Origin of the sequence: Nitrospirillum pindoramense (assembly GCF_007827955.1) — a bacterium.
GTDB lineage: Bacteria > Pseudomonadota > Alphaproteobacteria > Azospirillales > Azospirillaceae > Nitrospirillum > Nitrospirillum amazonense_B.
Genome location: NZ_VITR01000021.1, coordinates 28,655 through 49,110, shown reverse-complemented (window position 1 = coordinate 49,110; position 20,456 = coordinate 28,655). Strand labels below are relative to the sequence as shown.

Sequence of the window (20,456 nt, the reverse complement as noted above, 5' to 3'; positions counted from 1 at the left end):
CACCGGGCCGGCCCTGTGCGTAAACCGTCTCCGGTTCGTTCTTAAGCGAGAATGTACAGCCCGCGCTGGCCGTCCATGGGCTTAAACTTGTCAGTGATGCCCAGCACCGTCTCGGCCCCGCCCAGGTACAACACGCCATCCGGCGGCATCTGCTTGGCGATGGCCTCCAGCACCTTGGTCTTGGTCGGCTGGTCGAAATAAATCAGGACGTTCCGGCAGAACACCACATCGAACTGGCCCAGGGGCGACAGGTCGGTCAGCAGGTTGTATTCCCGGAACGTGGCCATCTGCCGTATCTGCGGCGACAATTGCCATTTGTCGCCGACCTGCTTGAAATACTTGACCAGCATGGTGATGGCCAGGCCGCGCTGCACCTCGAACTGGGTGTAGATGCCGGCGCGCGACTTTTCCACCATCTCGGAGGACAGGTCGGTACCGACGATCTCGATACGCCAGCCGGCCAGGCGGGCATTGTCCTCCGACAGCATCATGGCCAGGGAGTAGGCCTCCTGCCCGCTGGAGCAGGCGGCCGACCAGATGCGGATGGACTTCTTGGTGGCCCGCGATTCCAGCAACGCCGGAAGAACGACCTGCTTGAACTGGTCGAAGGGCTTCTGATCGCGGAAGAAGGACGACTCGTTGGTCGTCATCGCCTCCGTGATATCCTTCAGCAGGGTTTCGTCCTTGCGGGCGCGAACCGTGGCCGCCAGTTCATCCAGCGTCTTCAGGTTCCATTTCCGGGCCACGGGCATGAGGCGCGATTCCAGCAGGTAGGCCTTGTCCTTGGTTAGGACCAAGCCCGAACGCTGCTTCAGCATCGTGCAGAACATGTCGAAGTCTTCGACCTTCATGCCGCCGTCCTCAATGCGATCTTGCGGATAAACGGACCGATCTCCTTCAAGGGTAGGATGGAACTGCACAAGCCCGCCGTTGCCACGGCGCCCGGCATACCCCATACCACGCTGCTGGCCTCGTCCTGACCAACAACCATCCCCCCGGCCTGGACCACCTGGTCGCAGCCGCCGCGACCGTCATGCCCCATGCCGGTGAGGATGACCGCCAACACCTTACGCCCATAAATCTTAACAATACTGCGCAACATGGGATCGACCGCCGGCCGACAGAAATTTTCCGGCGGGTCCTTGGTCAGCTGCGCGGTGGTGACGCCGTTGCGCGACACCAGCAGGAAATGATTGTCGCCCGGCGCCACGTAGGCGCGGCCACCGACGATGGGCTCCCCGTCCTTGGCCTCCGCGCACTCGATCCCGCATTGGCGGGTGATGTGCTCGGCCAGGATGGTGGTGAAGGTCGCCGGCATGTGCTGTGTGATGACGATGGGCTGCTGCAGCCCGCCCCGGAAATGGGCCATCACCTCGAACAGCGCCTGCGGTCCACCGGTGGAACTACCGATGGCGATGATATCCGGCCGAATGTCGGGCGCGGGCCGCAGGACGACCGGCGCCTGCTCGAACAGGCGGCTGCGGATAGGCGACGGCGCCGCCGGGGATGCGGTACCGGTCGCCGGCGCCACGCCACCGGGAACCGGCGCGATGATTGGGCGCGGAGCCAGCGGGCGCGACGGCGCCCCCTTGGACGGGTCCGCGCGGCGCGCGGCCTCACCCAGGGCCTGGACCTTGCTGACCAGTTCCGCCTTGAAGCTTTCGGCCCCCGTCAGCTCCCGCGTCGACGACGGCTTGGTGACATAATCGGAGGCGCCGGCCCGCAAGGCCCGCAGGGAGATGTCGGCGTTCTTGGCCGTCAGGGTCGAAGCCATGATGACCTTGACCGCGGGGTCGGCGGAGATGAGCTGCGGCAAGGCGGTCAGGCCGTCCATCACCGGCATCTCGATGTCCAGGACGATGACGTCCAGGGACTGACGCTGCAGGGTGTTGATGGCCATCTGGCCGTTGGCGACGGAGGCGACGACACGGATGGTGCCGTCGCCTTCCAGCGTACGCGTCAGCAAGCCACGGATGACCGCCGAATCGTCCACAACCATGACCCGGTACGGCTCGGTGGTTGCGGCCGCCGGTGAAGCGGCCTGGGGTCGTCCGGGGATATCGTTCATGATCTTATGATTCCCGGGCGTCAGAGAAGCCCGACCTGCTCGAACTTGGTTTGGATGATCTCGCTGTCGAAGGGCTTCATGATGTACTCATTCGCCCCGGCTGACAGCGCTTCCTGGATGTGGGCCAGATCGTTCTCGGTGGTGCAGAATACCACCTTGGGCGTCTGGCCCCCCGACATCTTACGCAGACGTCGCAGGAACTCGATACCGGTCATGACCGGCATGTTCCAGTCCAGCAGGATGGCGTCCGGCATGGAAACCGCACACGCATCCATGGCCTGCTTGCCATCCTCGGCCTCTGAACAGGTGAAGTTCAGTTCTTCCAGGATCTTGCGCGCGACCTTGCGGACGACGCGGCTGTCATCGACGACCAGGCAGGACTTCATGCAAAGGACCTCGGGTTGCTAAGCGCTCGAAAGCACCGGTGGTTGAAGCCCAGGCTCAGGCAGCTTCGGTATTAGCGAAATTCAACAACCGCGACACGTCAAGTACAACGAGAAGATTTTCACGAAGACGATAAATACCCGTGGACACCTCGCGCCAACGCGCGTCCATGGTGGCCGGCTGGCGCTCGAAATCGTCCGAGGTCAGGCTCAGCACTTCGCCCACGCTGTCCACCATGAGGGAGTAAAGCTCCCCCTTATGGTCCACGACGATGCTCATGCCGGGCTTGTCGGCCGCACGCGGCGGCAGGCCCAGGCGCAGGCGGACGTCGATGGCGGTGACGATGCGGCCACGCAGGTTCAGCGAACCGGCAACCTCGGGCGGGGCCAGGGGAATGCGGGTGATGCGCTGGGGACCCAACACGTCCTGGACCTGCAGGACGGGGATGCCGAACACCTGGTCGGCGATGGTCATGGTGACGAAGTCTTCGTTCTTGACGACCGCGACTTCAGTGCTGGCGGTGCGCTTGGCGGGCAGGTTGGTACTCATGCGGCACCCTTGGTCTCGGAGATGGTCTGCTGCAGCGTGAAGAGCAGCGCGTCACGGTCGAACTTCGCCACGTAGTCGGTGAAGCCGGCCTGACGGCCGCGATCGAGGTCGCGCGGGGTGGCGTGGCTGGACAGCGCCACCAGGGGCACGTTCTGCCAGCGGCTGTTGCCGCGGACGGCCTGGGCGAACTCCAGCCCGCTCATGCCGGGCATCTCGATATCGCTGACGATGACGTCGAAGTCCTCGCCGGATTCGCAGAGTCCCAGGGCCTCATCCGCGCTCTGTACCGCCGTGACGGCGTAACCGGACACGGTCAGCAGCGGGGTCAGCAGGTTGCGGAAGAAGGGGCTGTCGTCGACCAGCAGCACCTTGTGCAGGCGCTCGTCCTCAAAGCGGTCGGTGGCGTTGCCGAACCAGTCGCGGAAAGCCTGGGTCAGGTAGAAGCCGGCATCGATGACGTCCGTCGCCTTGTCGGCGATGATGGCGCTGCCCATGAAGCCGGCACGCTCCGTGCCCAGTTCCACCTGCAGGCGATCCTCGACGATGTCGATGATCTCGTCCACCACCAGGCCCATGGAGCGGTCGCCGTCGGCGAACACCAGCACCGGCTGGCGCTTGTCGCGCTGCACCTGCCAGGACGGGTCGATGGGCACCAGCGGCATGAGCTTGCCACGGTACTGCACGACCGGCTGGCCGTTGGACGCCTCGACCTGGTTGAGGTCGATGTCTTCCAGACGGGCCACCAGCGACAGCGGGACGGCCTTGGGCGCGCCCTCGCCGGCGCGGAACAGCAGCAGGGCCATGCGGTCGTCCTGGCGGGTGGCGTGCTTGGCCTCCGCGGCGGCGGCGGCCGTGTCGTGCATGCCGCCCGAGATCTCGCCGGAGAAGCTGGCGATACCGTTCGGGTCCAGGATCATGATGACGGAGCCGTCGCCCAGGATGGTGTTACCCGAGAACAGCTCGATATGGCGCAGGATGGGGGCCACCGGCTTCACCACGATTTCTTCCGTGTCGAAGACGCGGTCGACGATGATGCCGAAGGTGTAGTTGCCAACCTGGGCCACCACGATGAAGGTTTCGCGGTTGTCCTGGTCGCCGTCGCCCAGCTTCAGTAGCCGTTCAAGGCTGACCAGCGGCAGCAGGCGGTTGCGCAGGCGCAGGACCGGGGTGCCGTTGATCCGCTCGATCTTGTGCTCGCTGTCGTTGGCGGCGCGCACCAGCTCGATCACGCTGATCTGCGGAATGGCGAAGCGCTCGCCACCGCATTCGACGACCAGGGCCGAGACGATGGCCAGGGTCAGCGGGATCTTGATGGTGAAGGTGGTGCCGCGGCCCTCGATGGACTTCAGCTCGATCGTGCCGCCGATCTTCTCGATGTTGGTCTTCACCACGTCCATGCCGACACCGCGACCGGAGACGCTGGTGACCTTGGCGGCGGTGGAGAAGCCGGCCTTGAAGATGAACTGCTGGATCTGCTGGTCGGACATGCCGGCCAGCTCGGTCTCGGTGGCCAGGCCGTTCTGCAGGATCTTGCGCTTGATCGCCTCGATCGCCAGGCCCTTACCGTCGTCGGCGATCTCGATGATGATGTGACCGCCCTCATGGAAGGCGTTCAGCGTGATGCGGCCGGTCTCGGACTTGCCCTTGGCCACGCGCTCGCCCGGCAGCTCCAGGCCATGGTCGGCGGAGTTGCGGACCATGTGGGTCAGCGGGTCCTTGATCAGTTCCAGCACCTGACGGTCCAGTTCCGTCTCGGCGCCCAGCATCTGCAGGTCGATCTTCTTGTGCAGTTCGTGCGCCAAGTCACGCACCAGGCGCGGCAGCTTGGCCCAGGCGTTGCCGATGGGCTGCATGCGCGTCTTCATAACGCCTTCCTGCAGCTCCGACGTCACATGGTTCAGGCGCTGCAACGGGACCGCGAATTCGCTTTCCTTCTGGCTGCGCAGGATCTGGAGCAGCTGGTTGCGGGTCAGCACCAGCTCGGAAACCATGGTCATCAGGTTTTCGAGCAGGTCGACGTTGACGCGGATGGTCTGGTTGGCCAGCGACGATTCACCATCACCACCGCCGGCGGGCGGGGGCGGCGGGGCCGCGTGGGGAGTGGCGGCGGCGGCGGGGGCCGGCGGGGCCGCCTCGGCGACGGGCGCGACCTCGCGGGTGGCGGCGGCGGCCGGCACCGAGGGAGTGGCGGCCACGGGGGCCGGCGGCGGGGCCACGGGCTCGGGCACAGGCTCCGGGGGGGGAGGTGGTGCGGCGGCGACCGGGGCCGCGGGAGCGGCGGCGGCTGCCTCCCGGCCTTCGGCCAGGGCGTTCAGACGGTTGATCAGATCTTCGTCGTTACCGGCCGGCTCAGCTTCCGTCTTTTCCAGGACCAACAGGATCGACTTGATGGCGTCCAGGGATTCCAGGATCAACGTCACCGCGTAGGGGCTGACGTTCAGCTCCCCATCACGGAAGCGGCCCAGCACGTTCTCAGACGCGTGCGCCACCGCTTCCAGCCGAGGCAGACCAAGGAAGCCGCAGGTGCCCTTGATGGTGTGAACCAGCCGGAAGATATTGCTCAGCAGGCTGGGGTCATTCGGGTTCTGCTCAAGCCGCACCAACTCAACGTCCAAGACCGCTATGTTTTCGTTGGTCTCGGTCAGAAATTCGCTCAGCAGATCATCCATGGTCCACGTCCCGTTGCCATGCGCGTATCAGGGCCGTCCCGGGCGGGCGGTCCCGTTTGGAATTGAGGTGTCAGCCCCGGCCCCCGTCCTTAATCGCGACGGGGTGGCGCCACTCCCTACACCCATCTTTTCCAGAAAGACGATTAAGAACACGTTACTCCTGCGAGATTGATGGCGTGCCCTGGGCGACAAGACAAGCGATAAACGCGTTAAGCTTCTCTATCGGCGCGAAAGAACCTTACGGGCGGATCAGGATGCCCGGCGCAACAGCTGGAAACGCAATGCTTCCGGGGCCTTGGCGTCGACGACGATGTGCCAGCCGCACTGTTCGGCAAAGCGGCCGGTGACATAAGCCTGCACGCTGCGGGGGGTCAGGTCCGCCTGGGCCAGGGCCCCGTCCAGGGCCTGGCGCACCTCCTCGCGCAGGTTGAGGACGGGCCCCTCCGCCGTCACGGAAAGCGCGGGATTCCCGCCCCCGGCGGCAAGCGTGACAACCCCGCCGTGGGGCATGGCCTCCTCCGCCAGAAGCCCCAGGTTTAGCGCCAACTTCAGCAGGCCGTCGTCGGGCTTGGGCATGACATCGGCCGGCCAATCCAACCGCACCCGCCCACCCCGGAACCAGGCGCCCAGCACGGTCCGCGCCTCTGTCGCGGTGAATGAACCGCTGTTGCCCGCCGCCCCGTAGGCCAAACGAAACAGCCGCAGCCGCCGGGCCGCCTGGTCGGCACTGTCGGCGATCAGGGACATGGCCTCATCCGCCATGGATTGTCCCATTTCTTCAATGAGTTCCACGCCGTTGGCGATGGCGCCCACCGGGCTTATCAGGTCATGGCACAGGCGGGAGCACAGCAGCTCCACGACATGAAGTTCCAGGGAAACCGTCATTCGTAGGGGGCCTTGTCTTCGATGCCGGCGCAGGAAGCCTTGCGCGGGGGGCGTGGCGGTACATAGTGGTTGGAGTGCCAGTATATTAATGATTGGCGGCCCCAAGGCAGGATTTAGCGCCCCCTGGCCCTAGAAAAACGGATAAGGGCAAAAGGATAGGTGAGATGTTTTTTGCCGCTTCCGCCTGCCGGCCCCCGCCAGCCTCGACCCTCTAGCCCAAGGATATATACCCCATGCCCCCTTTCACCCCCGAATCAGGCGCGGTCACGGCACTGCTGACTCCCGGGGCGTATGTCATGCACCCCAATCAACCCGATTGGGGCCTGGGGCAAGTGCAGTCCGCGGTCGGAACCCGGGTCACGGTCAACTTCACCCACGCCGGAAAGGTGACCATGGACGCCGCCGTCATCGCCCTGCGCCCGGTGGAGCCGGAGGATTGGGCGCCGTAACCCGCGGACAGGCTTCCGAAGGAGGGTGCCGTTGCCGCCATCACAGCGCGACGGGGGCTGAATTGCTATGGTCGCTGTACCATATTGGCGATGACGGGCGGCCAGGCCCTGAAGGTCATGGCGCCAGGACGTTTGGTTTGTGCTTGATTTGAGGATGGCTGAGACGATGGCGGATGGCGCCCTAAATACCCCACTTGGGCAAACCGCGCCGGCGCGCGACCGTCTTCCGCTGGTGGACCCTTTTGGACGCTCCATCCGCTACCTGCGCGTTTCCGTAACCGATCGGTGCGACTTCCGCTGCGTCTACTGCATGGCGGAGGAAATGACCTTCCTGCCCAAGGCTCAGGTGCTCTCGCTGGAGGAGTTGGAGCGCTTGTGCGCCGCCTTCATCCAGACCGGCGTGCGCAAGCTGCGCCTGACAGGTGGGGAGCCGCTGGTGCGCCGGGGCATCATGGATCTGGTCCGCCGCCTTGGCCGCCACCTGGATACCGGCGCCCTGGATGAACTGACCCTGACCACCAACGGCAGCCAGTTGACCAAGTACGCGGACGAACTGCGCGCCGCCGGCGTGCGCCGCGTGAACGTCAGCCTGGACACCCTGGACCCCGACCGTTTCCAGGCCATCACCCGCTGGGGCAAGCTGGCCCCCGTTCTGGAAGGCATCCGGGCCGCCAAGGAGGCGGGGCTGCACGTCAAGGTCAACTGCGTGGCGTTGCGCGGCGTGAACGATGGCGAGGTGCATGACCTGGTGGCTTGGTGCGGCCGCGAAGGTCATGATCTCACCTTCATCGAGGTCATGCCCCTGGGCGACATGGACGGCGGCGACACGGGCGGGGATGGCGGCCAGGGCGGCAGCGTCCGGGCGGACCAGTATTGGCCCCTGTCCCTGCTGAGGGCGGAGTTGGCCAAGCGCTGGACCCTGACCGACCTGCCCGTCAGCACCGGCGGCCCCGCCCGCTATGCCCAAGTGGCCGAGACGGGCGGGCGCATCGGGTTCATCACGCCCATGACCCACAATTTCTGTGAGAGCTGCAACCGCGTGCGCCTGACCTGCACCGGCATGCTGTACATGTGCCTGGGCCAGGAGGACGCCGCCGACCTGCGGGCCGTCATGCGCGCCGCCCCCGGCAACGACGCGACCCTGCTGGCCGCGATCAAGGACGCCATCGCCCGTAAGCCCAAGGGCCATGACTTCATCATCGACCGTCGTCAAAAAACCCCGGCGGTGGCCCGGCATATGAGCGTCACGGGCGGCTGACCGATCGGCGGCCTCCGATCGCCGTAGCCCACCGACACCGGTTTCCGGTCCCCGGCATTCCTTTGACGGGCTTGATCCGTTAAGGTGTGCCTCCATTCCGGTTAACGGGCCGTTCCGGTAGCGTGCCCGTGTCCTCCCTTCCCCCCTTGTCCTGGACCCAGGCGGCCCCGCCATGCTTGACGAACCCACCCGCCCCGCCGCCCCTGCGTCGGGCCAAGCCCCCGGCACCGCGGCGGAGGGATCGGCCGCGCACGGCACACCGGTTCCCCTGCCGGCAAAGCCGGCCTTCTGCATCGTCGCCGCCGAAACGCCCGAGGCCGAGGCGGCGCGCACGACCCTGTCGGAACGCTATCGCACGGTACGGGCGGAGGATGCGGACGTCATCGTGGCGCTGGGCGGTGACGGCTTCCTGCTGGAAACGCTGCATCGCCACCTGCCCCTGTGCAAGCCGGTCTATGGCATGAATCGCGGTTCCGTCGGCTTCCTGCTGAACAGCTTCAGTCCCCGGGGGCTGACCGACCGCGTGCGCCGGGCGCAGCGGGTGGCGCTGAACCCGTTGCGCATGGTGGCCGTCAACGCCCAGGGCCGGCATGAGGCGCTGGCGTTCAACGAGGTGTCGCTGCTGCGTGAGACGCGCCAAGCCGCCAAGCTGCGCATTAGCGTGGATGGGGTGGAACGCCTGGCCGAATTGGCCTGCGACGGCGCCCTGGTGTCCACCCCGGCCGGCAGCACCGCCTACAACCTGTCGGCCCACGGCCCCATCGTGCCCTTGGGCGCCGGCATCTTGGCCCTGACCCCCATCAGCGCCTTCCGCCCCCGCCGCTGGCGCGGCGCCCTGCTGCCCCATACCGCCAAGCTGCAGTTCGACATCCTGGAGGGCGCCAAGCGCCCCGTCAGCGCCGTGGCCGACTTCACCGAAATCCGCGACGTCGCCCGGGTGGAGGTGTGCGAGGACCGCAGCGTGGCCAGCATCCTGCTGTTCGATCCGGAGATGAACCTGGAGGAGCGCATCCTCAAGGAGCAGTTCACGCCTTAGTTCCGGCCCTACTCGGCCGCCAAGCGCCGGTCGCCCACGCGGGCCAGGGCGAAGGCGTGGATGGCGCGCATCAGGTCTTCCAGGTCGCGGGACAAGCGCCAGTAGCCGTCGTGGCGCTCCAGCGTTTCCTCATCCATGTACAGGCGCCGGTCGATCTCCAACTGAAGGCTGTGGCGGCCGCGTGTCGGCACGCCGTAGCGGCGTACCAGTTCCACGCCCTTGTAGGGGTCGTTGTGGCGGACGCGGTAGCCCATGCCGCGCAGCGTGGCGGCCACGAAACGGCTGAAGGACGGGTCGCAGCAGGCGCCGTCCCGATCACCCAGCACGAAGTCGGCGCCGGCGTCACCCGTGCCCAGGGTGGGCATGGAATGGCAGTTGAGATGCCAAACCTGGCCGAAACGGGCGTGCAGCCCATCCAGCGCGGTCTTGAGCTGGGCATGATAAGGGCGCCAGTAGCGCTCAATACGGGTCTGGACCTCCCTCACCGTCAGCTTGGCGGCGTAGAGCGCCTCGCCGGGACGGCTGACGGTACGCACCAGGCCCATGCCATGGCGGCTTTTCTCCGACGGGTTCAAGGGGCCCGGCCAAGGGTCGGCCAGGCAGGCGGGGTCGATGTCATCCTCCGCCCGGTTCACATCGATGTAACTGCGCGGGAACAGCGCCTGCAGCAGCGTGGCGCCCAGGGCGGGGGCGCGGGCGAACAGTTCGTCCACATGCGCGTCCTCCGACTGGCGCAGCAGCATCAACGGACAGCGGGGGGTGAAACCCAGGGGATAGGCGGACCCGCTGTGGGGCGAGTCATAGACGACAGGAACGGGCGTGCCTTCCGGATCATGGCGCACCAGCACATCGTCGATGACGTATTTCATACCCACCTCGCAACCGCCAACTGCGGCGGAACAAACAACCGCCGGACTGCCTTATCATGGCCCCGCCAGCATAGCGCAGACCGGGGCGTGCCGTCCCTTTTCATGACACCGTCCCCCATGGCGCTTTCCATGGTTGAAAGGACCCGGCACTATTGCCGAACCAGCCAATGCGGAAAAGGCGGCCATGGTTCCAAGGGGTTCGGACCCGATACTCAGGGATGGGGGCGTATGATGTGGGACCGTCTGGGTCCACCCCTGGGACCGGCCACGCCCCAGCCCCCCCTGGCCATGCCCGACCTGCGCGCGCACCGCGCGGGCAACACCGGCGTGCCCTATGTCTGGCGGTTCGAAGGCAAGGCCGAGGGGCCGCACGTCGCCGTCGTGGCGCTGATGCATGGCAATGAGCCCTGCGGCGCCGTCGCACTGGACCGGTTGCTGCGACGGGGTCTGCGGCCGACGCGCGGCACATGGACCCTGGCCTTCGCCAACACCGATGCGGCGGCAGGCGGCCGCCTGTTCGGCCCGGCGGGCACGCCCGCCCGCTATCTGGACCAGGACATGAACCGCCTATGGGCGGGGGCCCGGGCGTCGGGACCGCCGCCCGGCCACACCCATGGCCGGGAACAGGCGCGTGTGGCGGCGTTGGCGCCCCTGATCCTGACGGCGGACCTGCTGCTGGACCTGCATTCAATGCAGGTGCCCTCGCCCGCGCTGACCCTGTGCGGCCGGTCTCCGCAGGGTCGGGCCCTGGCGGTGCGGCTGGCCGATCCAGGCTGGGTCGTGGCGGATGACGGGCATGCCGATGGCCGGCGCCTGATCGACCATCCCCGCTTTTGCGGCCCCGGCGCCGAGGCCACCGCCATCCTGATGGAATGTGGGCAACACGCCTCGCCCGCCGCCGGCGCCCAGGCATGGCGCGGGTTGATCCGCTTCCTGGCGCTGTCGGAAACCCTGGACGCGGCCACGGTCCGCACCTTGCTGGGGGAGATCAACGCACCGGCCCTGCCGCCCCGGCCAACGGTGGTGGACGTGACCCACGCCATCCAGGCGCAGACGGACGAGTTCGCCTTCGTGCGTCCCTTCCAGGGGTTGGAACGTATCGCCACCGCCGGCACCCTGCTGGCCCTGGACGGGAAGCAGGCCATCCATACCCCCTACGACGACTGCGTGCTGGTCATGCCCACGCGCAGTGCCCGGCGGGGTCAGACCACTGTCCGGCTGGGGCGCGTCCTCTGATCTCCCTACGGGACGGAGACCCCCTTGCCGGGCGCGGGTCACATGAACTGGGCGCGATTCAGCAGATCGTAGAAATTGCGCAGCACGGCGGCCTTCTCGGCCTCGGTGGCCAGACCCTCGACAAACTTGGCGTCGAAATTGGGCTGCCGCAGGTGGCTGATGATCTGGTCGCGCACGATACGCCGCGCCTTGGGGCTGGCCAGCACCTCGGCAGCGGCGAACTGCACCAGGCGTGTCGCGCGGACGCGCAGGCTGGCCGCCGGATCATCCAGCCGCTCGATCACCCGACCATCGACGATGTAGGCCGCCACCATGTCATCCAGCCGGGACCCCAGCTTTTCCGCCATCTCACCCGGCAGGTCCCCATCTTCCATCACCAAGCGGTAAAGGGCGGCGCTGGCCTCCATCTTCGGCTTCAGCGGCAGGGCCCGGTCCACCAAGTCATTCAGGCCGGCCGAACGGTTGGCGACCTCCAACGCCTGGGCGGCGATGGCCGCGCCATCCGTGGCGGCCAGGTCGGAGCGGGCCAGGCAGGTCAGGTAAACCAGACGCTCCGCGCCGGTGGGCAGCAACTGCAACACGGATTCGAGCGCCAGGCGCCGCCCCTCCGCACCGCCCTGCTCTATGAAACGCTGATAGCCCATCAGCACCGCCTCGGCCATGGCCGGACCGCCCAGCAGCCCATCCAGGCGGATCAGGCGGCCGACGAAGGCGCGGTACTTGGCGATTTGCTGGAACGGCTCACCATGGGACAGGCGCTGCGTCCCCCGCACCTGGCGCCGCAGGAAGTCCAACAGGACCGCGCGGGTTTCCTTGCCATGCGGGCCCGCCACCCAGCGGCTGATGGCCGCAGTGCATTCCGGCGACATTTCCGCCGGTTGCGGCTCGAACGTGCCGCTGATCAGGTCGATCAGGCGATTCAAGGCGGTCACGAGATCCGGCTGGCGGCCCAGCATGTCGCGCACCATGTCAGGCGCGGTCAGGACATCGGCCAGTAACTGATCCAAAAGGGCCGCGTGGTCGGCGGGCAGGCTGTCGTCGGCGGCGAGTTCGATCAGCAATTCCGCCTTGCCCAGAAGGCCGCGGATGTTCACCAGGTCGCGACAGACGATCACCTTCCCCAGATATGCCGCCTCTTCCGCCGCCGTTTCGGGCGTCGCGGCGGGGGTGGCGCCCAAGATCTCATCCACCTGGCGCATGGTGGCGGCGAAGCCGATTTCCTTGGGATAGGGCAGCGTGCGGTTGGCCACCGCCTTCTCCGCCCGCTGGCGCAATTGTTCCAGTACCCCCAGGATGACGTCGCGGCGGGCGCGGCTGTCCTCCCCCGTTTCCTTGACCTGCAAGGTCGCGATTCGGCTGACGGCGTTGGGGACCAGCGCCTCGAAATTCAGGACGCGCTTCGCCTCGTTGGCGTTGTGCAGCAGTTCCGAAGCCGTGACGCCTTTCTCATCCAGGTATTGGCGCAGCACCCGGGAGATCAGGACCCGGCTGTCGAAGGCCATATACTCCTGGGGCACGCGGCAGTAATGCGCCTCATCCACCGGGACCGGCGCGATGGGGCGCTTGGGCTCCTGCCGGTATTCGGTGTGGATGATGGTGTCCACCGTCTCCCCACCCCGGCCGGGGCGGACGAATTCGCGGATGATACGCACGCCAGTGCGGGTGGGCAGGATGCGGGCGGCCAGCGCGCGGGCATCCTCTTCCTTGCGGCAAATCTGCTCGGTAAGCCAATGGTCATCCTTCAGGTATTGCACCTCGAAGGAAATGCCCCGCGGCTCGCTCAGCGGCGGCGGCCGTTTCGCCTTATCCTGTAGCAGCCCCAAGACCATCGCCCGCCCCGACCGGCAATAACACCCGTGGGGCGGGGAAGCCCCTTCCCCGCCCTCACCAGGCCAACCTTCGGCCTATGGGCAGCCCCGCCGCTAAGCCGAACGCACCACCGATATATGGATGCAGGCTTAAAGGTGACGTCGCACAAGCGGGTAGTCAACCGAATGATGTATGCCTACCGGGGAAGTGGGCTGCTTTTTTATCCCGGTTGAACAGGGGGTTAACGGTCCGGCTTGCCCTTGGTCCAGGTGGGGTTGGCGCTGAACAAGGGTACAGTGGAAATGGCCATCTTGGCCGACGCGTCCTTCACCTGCCGGCTGTAAACGACATAGATCAGGGTGTCGTTGGCCCGGTCATAGATGCGCCGGACGGCGATGGACTTGAAGATCAGGCTTTTGCGCTCGGAAAACACCTCCTCCCCATGCTTGGAGGTGTCGATCTTGCCGATGACGATAGGGCCGGTCTGCCGGCACGAGATCGAGGTGTTGGACGGATCCTCGAACCAGTTGCCCTTGCGCAGCCGGTCGATGACGCTGCGGGAGAAACTGACGATGTGGCAGGTGACCCCTTGGATGTCGGGGTCGGGCACGGCCTCCACCGTCAGCTCGTTACCTGTCCAATCGTTGCTGAACGACCCCACTTCATCGGCCCGCGCCGCGCCGGGCACGACGGAAAGGCCCACCACCAGGGCCGCGACAGCCCCCGCCGCCAGCAGGCGCCTCAATTGGTCAACTCTTCCATGGTCTGGCGGACGATCTGGACGATCTGGCCGCCACGGCCGGCCACATCGAACCCGGCGGCGTTGCTGATGACCGACAGCTCGATTTCCGTCGTGGGGGCGTAGCGGGCGATCTCCGCCACCACGCTGTTGGACAGGATCTCCTCCTTGTCCACGCCCAGCGCCTTGGCGACGTCGGTGCGCCAGCTGTTGATGGCCGATATGATGGCCGACTCGATCTGGGCGGTTTCCTCCTTGCGGCGCAGGTCGCGGTATTGGACCAGCACCCGCCAGGCGCCGTCGGCATAGGCGGTATCGATGCGCGAGACTTCCACCGTGCGCAGGAACGAGGCCAGGCGAGTCTCGTCCTCGTCATGCACGGCGTCACGGATGGAGAAGGTGCGGATTTCCAAGGTCATGCCCAGTCCCGGTCAGAGTAGCCCGGATGGTCCGCCCGGCGCCGAGGCCGGCGGGCCGCTTCCGTGGATAAGTGGCAATATAACCGAGGCCGGGCCGCTTTACAGGGGGCTGAGGTCCCGACGCGTTGGTTTTTCGGGTTGGGTTTGCGGTTTTTCGCCTCGCGCCCGCGGGCGGATTTCACTAATAGCAGCCAGATCGTTCATCGGCCGACGCAACACCGGTGCCGCCGCCGCCGCTAAAGGGAAAACGACCATGCCCACGATCCACGTTATCGACGCCGATGGCGCGGAGCACGTCCTCGAGGGGGACGTGAAGGCCTCCCTCATGGAGAACCTGTGCGATCACGACTTGCCGCTGGACGCCGATTGCGGCGGCTCTTGCGCCTGCGCCACCTGCCACGTCCTGGTGGACCCAGACTGGGCCGCCCGGCTCGCGACCCCCAGCCTAGATGAGCAGGCGCTGCTGGAGGAGGAGGCGAGCTACCAGCCGGGCCGGTCGCGCCTGTCCTGCCAGATCGATTTCAGGGCCGAGCTTGACGGCCTGCGCGTGACCCTGCTGCCCCGCCGCTGAAGCGGGCGGCATCGCTAAAAACGAAGGGCGCCAAAAAACGAAGGGCGCGGACCTTGGACAGGTGCCGCGCCCTTCGCTTTTCACCACGCCGGCTCAATGGCCGGGGGGGCCTTACTTGGAAGCCAGCACCCGCTCGGACGCCAGTTCCGCCAGGATGCTCCAGCGGGACAGCGAGATGAAGTGGGAGTAGACTAGGCCCAGGTAGCCACGCTTGCGCCACTCCAGGAACACGTCGTCCGGCAGCTCGTTGAACTTCTTCTCATCGATGATGGTGAAGCCGGTCAGCGTCATGCGGCTGTTGTCGTGCGACAGCGTCAGGTCCAGGCGCTGTTCCACCAGCAGGCCACGGTCGAACAGTTCCTTGCAGAAGGCGCTGGTGGCGACGGCGGACTGGTTGAAGGTGGCGCAGAAGTTCAGGGCGTCGTTGCCCGCCGGGCCGGCCTTGTCACCCTCGAACAGGGGGACGTCGCCGTCCGGACCCACCAGGTTGGCGTCCTCTTCCAGGCACAGCACCAGGCGCTCACGGTCCGGCGTCTCCATCATCAGGAAGGGATAGCGGCGGACATAGGCCGGGATCGGCGTGTTCTTACGCCAGTTGCCCTCGGCGTCCACGAACAGGTTCTCGTCCGGGCGCACACCGGTCAGCACCACGGCGGCCGGGTTGTTGCCCAAGGTGAAGACGATGGGATAGTGGCCGTTGAGGGAGATGAACTCCTCACCCACGATCGGAATGGCGTTGGCGCCGGCGGCATAGGAGAACGTACGCTGCTGCTTCAGCTTCCAGTCACGGTGACGGCTGATGTCGACGGGAACGGGCTCCCGATAGAACGGGGGCATCTGGCCGGCATCGTTGGCGGCGGCGGCGTCGGTCATGGCAAAAGTCCTGATTTACCGGTTAAATTCCACTGACTGGGAATTGGACCCTGACACGCGCGCCCTCTCCCCCGACAGGATGGGCTTTGAAGTGCCGGAATTGTATGCGCAAGTCAACAGCGCCGCGACCCAGCCATGACTTCAGCGCGTGACAAGATGTGACGCCGCCAGGAGGCGGCGCGGCCCGCCGCGGAGCACAACGGGGGTTCACCGGCTGCGCAGCATGGCCTTGACGCGCTTGGCCCCCCCCTCCTGCTCACCCAGCCAAATGACCAGCGTGGCTGAGCCGGACATGACCTGCAGCACCTTCTCCGCCTTGGCGGGGATGCGAATCTTCCGGGTCATGCAGTAGTTCACCAGGGCCGCCGCCACTTCCATCTCGGCGTAGCTGGTTTCGAACACCGTGCCGTAGTCGTCCTCGATGGGCAGTTGGACGGTTACCGGGGGCCCCTCGACGATGACGGGGTCCTTGACCATGCCCACGGGCAGCTTGCGGTTGAGACGGCCCGTGAATTCCACGATCGCCGTCGTCAGCTCCCGGTCCGTGAAGCTGATCGCCCGCAATTCCTGCATGCACCGTCCCCTTGGATACATTAACCCCAGAGTGGGGCCGCCCCTGAGTTGGGGCGCGGCATCATATAGGCGACGCGTCCGCCAAGTCACCCCATCGCAAGGATCATAATCATCCTGGCCCATAACGAAAAAGGCCGGCACCCACCAAGTCACCCTGGCAGGCACCGGCCCTCAGCGTCATGGGTATGGATGGGGATCAGGCGACCTTGGCCATGCCCTGGGCGCGACCGGCGGCCAGGCGCTCCCGCGCCATCTGGTCGGCGACCTCGTTGGTGGGACGGTCCTCGGCGTCGGCGCGGCGGAAAATATCCGCCAGCGTGCCATGGATAGCCTCCACCTTGGACAGGATGGCGTCCTTGCTGTAGGCGCCGCCCACCTCGCCGGCCACGTTGATGATACCGCCGCCATTGATGACATAGTCGGGGGCGTACAGGATGCCCAGGCCGCGCAGCTGGCGACCCACGGCGTCCACCGACAGCTGGTTGTTGGCGCCGCCGGCCACCACCTTGGCCTTCAGCTGGGGCAGCGACAGCTCGTTCAACACGCCGCCCAGGGCGCAGGGGGCGAAGACGTCGACATCCTGGGCATGGATGACCGACGGGTCCACGGCCGTGGCGCCATGGCGGTCGACTACGCGCTTCACCTGGTCGGCGAAGATATCGCTGACGACCAGGATGGCGCCGTCATCCGCCAGGCGCTGGCACAGGTGGCTGCCCACATTGCCCAGGCCCTGCACGGCCACGCGCACGCCCTTCAGGCTGTCCGTGCCCAGGCGGTGCTGCACCGCCGCCTTGATGCCCAGATAGACACCATAGGCGGTGAAGGGCGACGGATCGCCGCTGGCGGCGGCGCCGTGGTTCAGGCCGGCCACATGCTTGGTTTCACGACCCATGACCTGCACGTCGGCAACGGTGATGCCCACGTCCTCCGCCGCGATGTAGCGGCCGCCCAGGCTTTCCACCATGCGGCCGAAGGCGCGGAACAGGGCGTCGGACTTGGCGGTCTTGGGGTCGCCGATCAGCACCGACTTGCCGCCCCCCAAGGGCAGGCCCGCCATGACGTTCTTGTAGCTCATGCCGCGCGACAGGCGCAGGACGTCCTTCACGGCGTCGGCCTCGGTCGCGTACGGCCACATACGGCAGCCGCCGCAGGCGGGCCCCATGGTGGTGTCATGGACGGCGATGATGGCCTTCAGGCCACTCTCCGGGTCACGGCCGAACAGGACCAGCTCGTGATTATCGAAATCCGGAGCGTCGAACAGCATGGGGGCACTCTCCTGCCTGGTGCCCGGGACCAAGGGCGCCGGGCCGGTGATCCGGCCCCTCTTCCCATAGGACGGGGGCGGAACTGTCTGCGCGACGAAGCTTAGGGGGCTGGACGGGCCGGGTCGATTTCGTTGTTTTATTGCGCGGCGCAGCTTTGGCGAACCCGCAGGTGTCCACCGCGTAATGTCCTGTCGCGCCCGCCCGAGAGCGGCCGCCTTGGCGGGGAAAGGCCCGTCAGCGGCCGACGCGCAGTCCCGGCGGGCGGCTAGGACGGGCGGCGCCATCCCCCAGGCGGGGCATGACTCGGCCGTCGGGAAGGCGGCTATCCTCCCCGCTCAGCGACGGCTCACGCCGCGCGTCGGCGGAGCGGCCGCGCTTGGGCGCCTTGCGGCTGGGGCGGCGGCCGCTCCACCACCAGATGCCAGCCATCAGCGCGAACAAGGCGCCAACGAAGCCCAGAAGCGCGTTGCGCGCCCAATCCGGGGCGGTGATCTCGGTCGCCGCCTGTTCCGGCGTGTCGCCGGTCGACTGCGTCTCCACTGCGATGCGGCCGGCACCGGTGGGGCTGGACGCGTCCTGCCCGGTGGTCGAGGCCGCCGGGGCGTCGCCGGGACGTTGGGTCACGGAGGGCGGCGGCAAATCGGCAGGGGCGGAAGGCGTGGCGGAAGGCGTGGCGGTCGGGGTGCGCGACACGCTCAGCACGGTGCTTTCCTGGCCCTGGGGGCCGCGCTCGACGCCAACGGCGGAGCGGGCGGCCCGGGGCTGCACATCCTCCTCCTTCAGGCGCGGTTGCGAGGCCCTGGCGCGGCTGGTGGGGTCGGCCAGGTTGCCCACCGTCTTGTCCACCGGACGGCCTTCCATCATGCGGGCGATGGTGTCCTGGTCCAGCTTGCCCGTCACCTTCAAGCCCTCGGCCTTCTGGTACTGGCGCAAGGCCGCGATGGTCGGCGGGTCCATGCGCGAGGTGGCGCGCCCCTCATACAGCTCTTTTTCCTTCAGGATGTTCTGGGCCCACTGGATGGTGGCGCTGTTGGGCTCCCCCCCGTTGGCGTCGGCAGGGGCGGCCCACGCCTGGCCGGCGCCGGCCGTGGTCAGCATCACCGCCAGGATGGCAGAGGCGAACAGGGGCCGGCGGGCGTTGGACATCGTGAAACGATCCTTTTTCCAGGTCATGCAAGGCGGCCTGATGGGAGCAAGCACCGGGCAAATCAACGGGCCGCGGCTGTCCCAAGCGTGTTACAATTCATGCCGCTTTGCCATGCGCATTTTAGCCGCCGACCCCCGTGCATGCTGCATTGCACCGGAAAGACGGTGCCGCCGGAACCGGAGGAGCATCAAGACCAATTGGGTATGCCTGACGGCGACATGATGACCATGCGACTATAAGCGTTGCCAAAATCACCCCGGATTGTGGGTAAATAATGGCACGGGCGGCCCCAAGACCCCCGTGGCGCATGCCAAATAACATAATAAACCAAGCGAACTAACGGAAAAGGCCTATGACCGCGCATCCCGAAACCGAAAACTGGCAACTTGAAGACACGCCCGTTCTGGACCGTGGCGTTCTGACCGCCCACATGAACGACCTGGGCGTCGATTTGGTCCGCCAGATCGCGGAGAAATATCTGGAGGATGCGCCGAGCAGCGTGGCCGCCGTGCAGGCGGCACTGGAGGCGCAGGATCTGCCGCTGCTGCAGCGGCTGATCCATCGCCTGGGTGGCGGCGCCCAGACCGTGGGCCTGGCCGCCCTGTCGGCGCAGGCCAAAAAGGCGGAACACGCCTTGCGCCAAGGGCAGAGTGAGGAGGGTCTGCGCGAGGCGACCCGCCTGCTGGCGCGTGTGAACAGCGACCTGAAGGCGCTGGAGGAATTCCGCGCCGGCCTCAAGGGCTGATGACGGACACGGGTCAGGCCCAATCCGAAAAGGATCGGGCCCGATCGTGCTCAAACCCAGGGCATGCGGAGAGAGGCGGCTTACACCGGGCCGGTGACGTCGGCGCCCAGGCGGTAGCCCAAGCCCTTCTCCGTCAGGATCAGACGCGGCTGGGCGCCGCCGTCGTTCATCTTGCGCCGCAGGCGGCTGACCAGCACATCGATGGTGCGGTCGCTGGGGTTGCGGTCGGTGCCGCTGACGGCGTCGATCAGCTGGTCGCGGGTGACCACCCGGCCGCCCGAACGGACCAGCAGCGCCAGCAGTTCGAATTCACCGCGCGTCACGCGCACTTCCATGCCCTGCGGATCGATCAGGCGGCGACGCGCCAAATCGATGGTCCAGCCGCCGAAGCGGCGCACCGTGCCTTCGGCCCGCCGCATCTTGCTGGGATGGGTGCGGCGCAGCAGGTTGCGCGCGCGGGCCAGCAGCTCACGAGGGTTGGGCGGCTTGGTCACATAGTCATCGCCACCGGTTTCCAAACCGAAGACGCGGTCGTCCTCATTGGCCCTGCGGGTGACGATGATGATGCCGACGTTGGAGATCTCGCGGATGTCGCGGGCGATGGAAAACCCGTCCTCGTCCGGCAGCTCGATATCCAACAGCACGAGGTCGGGGGGCTGCCGGATGATGGCTTCCCGCGTCTGCTTGCCATTGGCGGCCTCGGCGATCATGAACCCGGCCTGATGAAAGTACCCTGCCAGCAAGGCCCTGGTCGCCGGCTCGTCCTCAACGATCAGGACCAGCGGCGCTTCCACACTCTCCGTCATGACTCTTCCAACCCCCCTGCCGGCCATTGCCCCAAATGCACCGCCGGACGTTGGCGACAGAATGTCTCTCGCGGCCTGTTAACGCAAGTCCCTGGCGAACCAAGGC

The 20,456-nt window shown here is 66.7% G+C and carries 21 protein-coding genes; 6 read left to right on the top strand and 15 right to left on the bottom strand.

The window, feature by feature from the left end; translation table 11 throughout:
- Positions 1–41: 41 nt before the first annotated feature.
- From FBZ90_RS25495 to FBZ90_RS25470, 6 genes are all read right to left on the bottom strand, one after another.
- Complete coding sequence (locus FBZ90_RS25495) at positions 42–851, bottom strand: CheR family methyltransferase (RefSeq protein WP_145736147.1); 810 nt, start codon at positions 849–851, stop codon at positions 42–44.
- Entirely contained in the window at positions 848–2,068 is a 1,221-nt protein-coding gene (locus FBZ90_RS25490; protein WP_145736145.1) for a protein-glutamate methylesterase/protein-glutamine glutaminase, read from the bottom strand. The genes FBZ90_RS25495 and FBZ90_RS25490 overlap by 4 nt, the downstream gene beginning before the upstream one ends.
- Before the next feature lie 20 nt (positions 2,069–2,088).
- Positions 2,089–2,454 carry a response regulator gene (locus FBZ90_RS25485; protein WP_145736143.1) on the bottom strand — a complete coding sequence of 122 codons (366 nt, stop codon included), beginning with the start codon at positions 2,452–2,454 and terminating at the stop codon, positions 2,089–2,091.
- Positions 2,455–2,509: 55 nt separating this feature from the next.
- A complete protein-coding gene (locus FBZ90_RS25480; RefSeq protein WP_044559593.1) occupies positions 2,510–3,001 on the bottom strand; it encodes a chemotaxis protein CheW in 492 nt (163 codons plus the stop codon).
- A complete protein-coding gene (locus tag FBZ90_RS25475; RefSeq protein ID WP_145736141.1) occupies positions 2,998–5,670 on the bottom strand; it encodes a hybrid sensor histidine kinase/response regulator in 2,673 nt (890 codons plus the stop codon). Before FBZ90_RS25475 ends, FBZ90_RS25480 begins: the two co-directional genes overlap by 4 nt.
- A gap of 249 nt (positions 5,671–5,919) precedes the next feature.
- On the bottom strand, positions 5,920–6,555 hold the full coding sequence (locus FBZ90_RS25470; RefSeq protein WP_145736139.1) for a histidine phosphotransferase family protein: 636 nt from the start codon (positions 6,553–6,555) through the stop codon (positions 5,920–5,922).
- 233 nt (positions 6,556–6,788) lie between these two features.
- Here FBZ90_RS25470 and FBZ90_RS25465 point away from each other — a divergent pair, with 233 nt between their 5' ends.
- From FBZ90_RS25465 to FBZ90_RS25455, 3 genes are all read left to right on the top strand, one after another.
- The gene (locus tag FBZ90_RS25465) at positions 6,789–7,004 is read left to right on the top strand and encodes a DUF3553 domain-containing protein (protein WP_145736138.1); all 216 of its coding nucleotides are present in this window, start codon (positions 6,789–6,791) and stop codon (positions 7,002–7,004) included.
- A 154-nt stretch (positions 7,005–7,158) separates the two neighbouring features.
- The gene (moaA, locus tag FBZ90_RS25460; protein WP_420872620.1) at positions 7,159–8,262 is read left to right on the top strand and encodes a GTP 3',8-cyclase MoaA; all 1,104 of its coding nucleotides are present in this window, start codon (positions 7,159–7,161) and stop codon (positions 8,260–8,262) included.
- 172 nt (positions 8,263–8,434) lie between these two features.
- Positions 8,435–9,298, top strand: a complete 864-nt coding sequence (locus FBZ90_RS25455; RefSeq protein ID WP_145736136.1) for an NAD kinase — start codon at positions 8,435–8,437, stop codon at positions 9,296–9,298.
- An 8-nt stretch (positions 9,299–9,306) separates the two neighbouring features.
- Here FBZ90_RS25455 and FBZ90_RS25450 read toward each other — a convergent pair whose 3' ends face one another.
- Positions 9,307–10,167, bottom strand: a complete 861-nt coding sequence (locus FBZ90_RS25450; protein ID WP_145736134.1) for an N-formylglutamate amidohydrolase — start codon at positions 10,165–10,167, stop codon at positions 9,307–9,309.
- 228 nt (positions 10,168–10,395) lie between these two features.
- Here FBZ90_RS25450 and FBZ90_RS25445 point away from each other — a divergent pair, with 228 nt between their 5' ends.
- Positions 10,396–11,403, top strand: a complete 1,008-nt coding sequence (locus FBZ90_RS25445) for a M14 family metallopeptidase (RefSeq protein WP_246130871.1) — start codon at positions 10,396–10,398, stop codon at positions 11,401–11,403.
- A gap of 38 nt (positions 11,404–11,441) precedes the next feature.
- On the opposite strand, the gene FBZ90_RS25440 is transcribed toward FBZ90_RS25445, so the two are convergent.
- From FBZ90_RS25440 to FBZ90_RS25430, 3 genes are all read right to left on the bottom strand, one after another.
- Entirely contained in the window at positions 11,442–13,232 is a 1,791-nt protein-coding gene (locus FBZ90_RS25440; RefSeq protein WP_145736133.1) for a hypothetical protein, read from the bottom strand.
- Positions 13,233–13,453: 221 nt separating this feature from the next.
- Complete coding sequence (locus FBZ90_RS25435; protein ID WP_145736131.1) at positions 13,454–13,957, bottom strand: CreA family protein; 504 nt, start codon at positions 13,955–13,957, stop codon at positions 13,454–13,456.
- Positions 13,954–14,370 carry an HRDC domain-containing protein gene (locus FBZ90_RS25430; protein WP_145736129.1) on the bottom strand — a complete coding sequence of 139 codons (417 nt, stop codon included), beginning with the start codon at positions 14,368–14,370 and terminating at the stop codon, positions 13,954–13,956. Before FBZ90_RS25430 ends, FBZ90_RS25435 begins: the two co-directional genes overlap by 4 nt.
- 253 nt (positions 14,371–14,623) lie before the next feature.
- On the opposite strand from FBZ90_RS25430, the gene FBZ90_RS25425 reads away from it, so the two are divergent.
- On the top strand, positions 14,624–14,941 hold the full coding sequence (locus FBZ90_RS25425; RefSeq protein WP_145736128.1) for a 2Fe-2S iron-sulfur cluster-binding protein: 318 nt from the start codon (positions 14,624–14,626) through the stop codon (positions 14,939–14,941).
- A gap of 111 nt (positions 14,942–15,052) precedes the next feature.
- On the opposite strand, the gene FBZ90_RS25420 is transcribed toward FBZ90_RS25425, so the two are convergent.
- The 4 genes from FBZ90_RS25420 to FBZ90_RS25405 all read right to left on the bottom strand — a co-directional run bounded on the left by FBZ90_RS25420 (position 15,053) and on the right by FBZ90_RS25405 (position 18,798).
- The gene (locus FBZ90_RS25420; RefSeq protein WP_145736126.1) at positions 15,053–15,814 is read right to left on the bottom strand and encodes a SapC family protein; all 762 of its coding nucleotides are present in this window, start codon (positions 15,812–15,814) and stop codon (positions 15,053–15,055) included.
- A gap of 207 nt (positions 15,815–16,021) precedes the next feature.
- Positions 16,022–16,387, bottom strand: a complete 366-nt coding sequence (locus tag FBZ90_RS25415) for a hypothetical protein (RefSeq protein ID WP_145736125.1) — start codon at positions 16,385–16,387, stop codon at positions 16,022–16,024.
- A gap of 196 nt (positions 16,388–16,583) precedes the next feature.
- Positions 16,584–17,651, bottom strand: a complete 1,068-nt coding sequence (locus tag FBZ90_RS25410; protein WP_145736123.1) for a Glu/Leu/Phe/Val family dehydrogenase — start codon at positions 17,649–17,651, stop codon at positions 16,584–16,586.
- Between the two features lie 235 nt (positions 17,652–17,886).
- A complete protein-coding gene (locus FBZ90_RS25405) occupies positions 17,887–18,798 on the bottom strand; it encodes a peptidoglycan-binding domain-containing protein (protein ID WP_186456043.1) in 912 nt (303 codons plus the stop codon).
- A gap of 353 nt (positions 18,799–19,151) precedes the next feature.
- On the opposite strand from FBZ90_RS25405, the gene FBZ90_RS25400 reads away from it, so the two are divergent.
- Positions 19,152–19,544 (top strand): Hpt domain-containing protein, encoded by a 393-nt coding sequence (locus FBZ90_RS25400; protein ID WP_145736119.1) that lies wholly within the window; start codon positions 19,152–19,154, stop codon positions 19,542–19,544.
- 80 nt (positions 19,545–19,624) lie between these two features.
- Here FBZ90_RS25400 and FBZ90_RS25395 read toward each other — a convergent pair whose 3' ends face one another.
- Positions 19,625–20,350 (bottom strand): response regulator transcription factor, encoded by a 726-nt coding sequence (locus FBZ90_RS25395; RefSeq protein WP_145736117.1) that lies wholly within the window; start codon positions 20,348–20,350, stop codon positions 19,625–19,627.
- Between the last annotated feature and the right edge of the window lie 106 nt (positions 20,351–20,456).

Bases quoted from the DNA above. Each gene is read 5' to 3' on its own strand.
- FBZ90_RS25400 (WP_145736119.1), top strand. From the start codon at position 19,152: ATGACCGCGCATCCCGAAACCGAAAACTGGCAACTTGAAGACACGCCC.
- FBZ90_RS25485 (WP_145736143.1), bottom strand. From the start codon at position 2,454: ATGAAGTCCTGCCTGGTCGTCGATGACAGCCGCGTCGTCCGCAAGGTC.
- FBZ90_RS25440 (WP_145736133.1), bottom strand. From the start codon at position 13,232: ATGGTCTTGGGGCTGCTACAGGATAAGGCGAAACGGCCGCCGCCGCTG.
- FBZ90_RS25410 (WP_145736123.1), bottom strand. From the start codon at position 17,651: ATGCTGTTCGACGCTCCGGATTTCGATAATCACGAGCTGGTCCTGTTC.
- FBZ90_RS25405 (WP_186456043.1), bottom strand. From the start codon at position 18,798: ATGTCCAACGCCCGCCGGCCCCTGTTCGCCTCTGCCATCCTGGCGGTG.
- FBZ90_RS25430 (WP_145736129.1), bottom strand. From the start codon at position 14,370: ATGACCTTGGAAATCCGCACCTTCTCCATCCGTGACGCCGTGCATGAC.
- FBZ90_RS25425 (WP_145736128.1), top strand. From the start codon at position 14,624: ATGCCCACGATCCACGTTATCGACGCCGATGGCGCGGAGCACGTCCTC.
- FBZ90_RS25420 (WP_145736126.1), bottom strand. From the start codon at position 15,814: ATGACCGACGCCGCCGCCGCCAACGATGCCGGCCAGATGCCCCCGTTC.
- FBZ90_RS25455 (WP_145736136.1), top strand. From the start codon at position 8,435: ATGCTTGACGAACCCACCCGCCCCGCCGCCCCTGCGTCGGGCCAAGCC.
- FBZ90_RS25495 (WP_145736147.1), bottom strand. From the start codon at position 851: ATGAAGGTCGAAGACTTCGACATGTTCTGCACGATGCTGAAGCAGCGT.
- FBZ90_RS25475 (WP_145736141.1), bottom strand. From the start codon at position 5,670: ATGGATGATCTGCTGAGCGAATTTCTGACCGAGACCAACGAAAACATA.
- FBZ90_RS25470 (WP_145736139.1), bottom strand. From the start codon at position 6,555: ATGACGGTTTCCCTGGAACTTCATGTCGTGGAGCTGCTGTGCTCCCGC.
- FBZ90_RS25415 (WP_145736125.1), bottom strand. From the start codon at position 16,387: ATGCAGGAATTGCGGGCGATCAGCTTCACGGACCGGGAGCTGACGACG.
- FBZ90_RS25465 (WP_145736138.1), top strand. From the start codon at position 6,789: ATGCCCCCTTTCACCCCCGAATCAGGCGCGGTCACGGCACTGCTGACT.
- FBZ90_RS25450 (WP_145736134.1), bottom strand. From the start codon at position 10,167: ATGAAATACGTCATCGACGATGTGCTGGTGCGCCATGATCCGGAAGGC.
- FBZ90_RS25480 (WP_044559593.1), bottom strand. From the start codon at position 3,001: ATGAGTACCAACCTGCCCGCCAAGCGCACCGCCAGCACTGAAGTCGCG.
- moaA (WP_420872620.1), top strand. From the start codon at position 7,159: ATGGCTGAGACGATGGCGGATGGCGCCCTAAATACCCCACTTGGGCAA.
- FBZ90_RS25445 (WP_246130871.1), top strand. From the start codon at position 10,396: ATGATGTGGGACCGTCTGGGTCCACCCCTGGGACCGGCCACGCCCCAG.
- FBZ90_RS25490 (WP_145736145.1), bottom strand. From the start codon at position 2,068: ATGAACGATATCCCCGGACGACCCCAGGCCGCTTCACCGGCGGCCGCA.
- FBZ90_RS25395 (WP_145736117.1), bottom strand. From the start codon at position 20,350: ATGACGGAGAGTGTGGAAGCGCCGCTGGTCCTGATCGTTGAGGACGAG.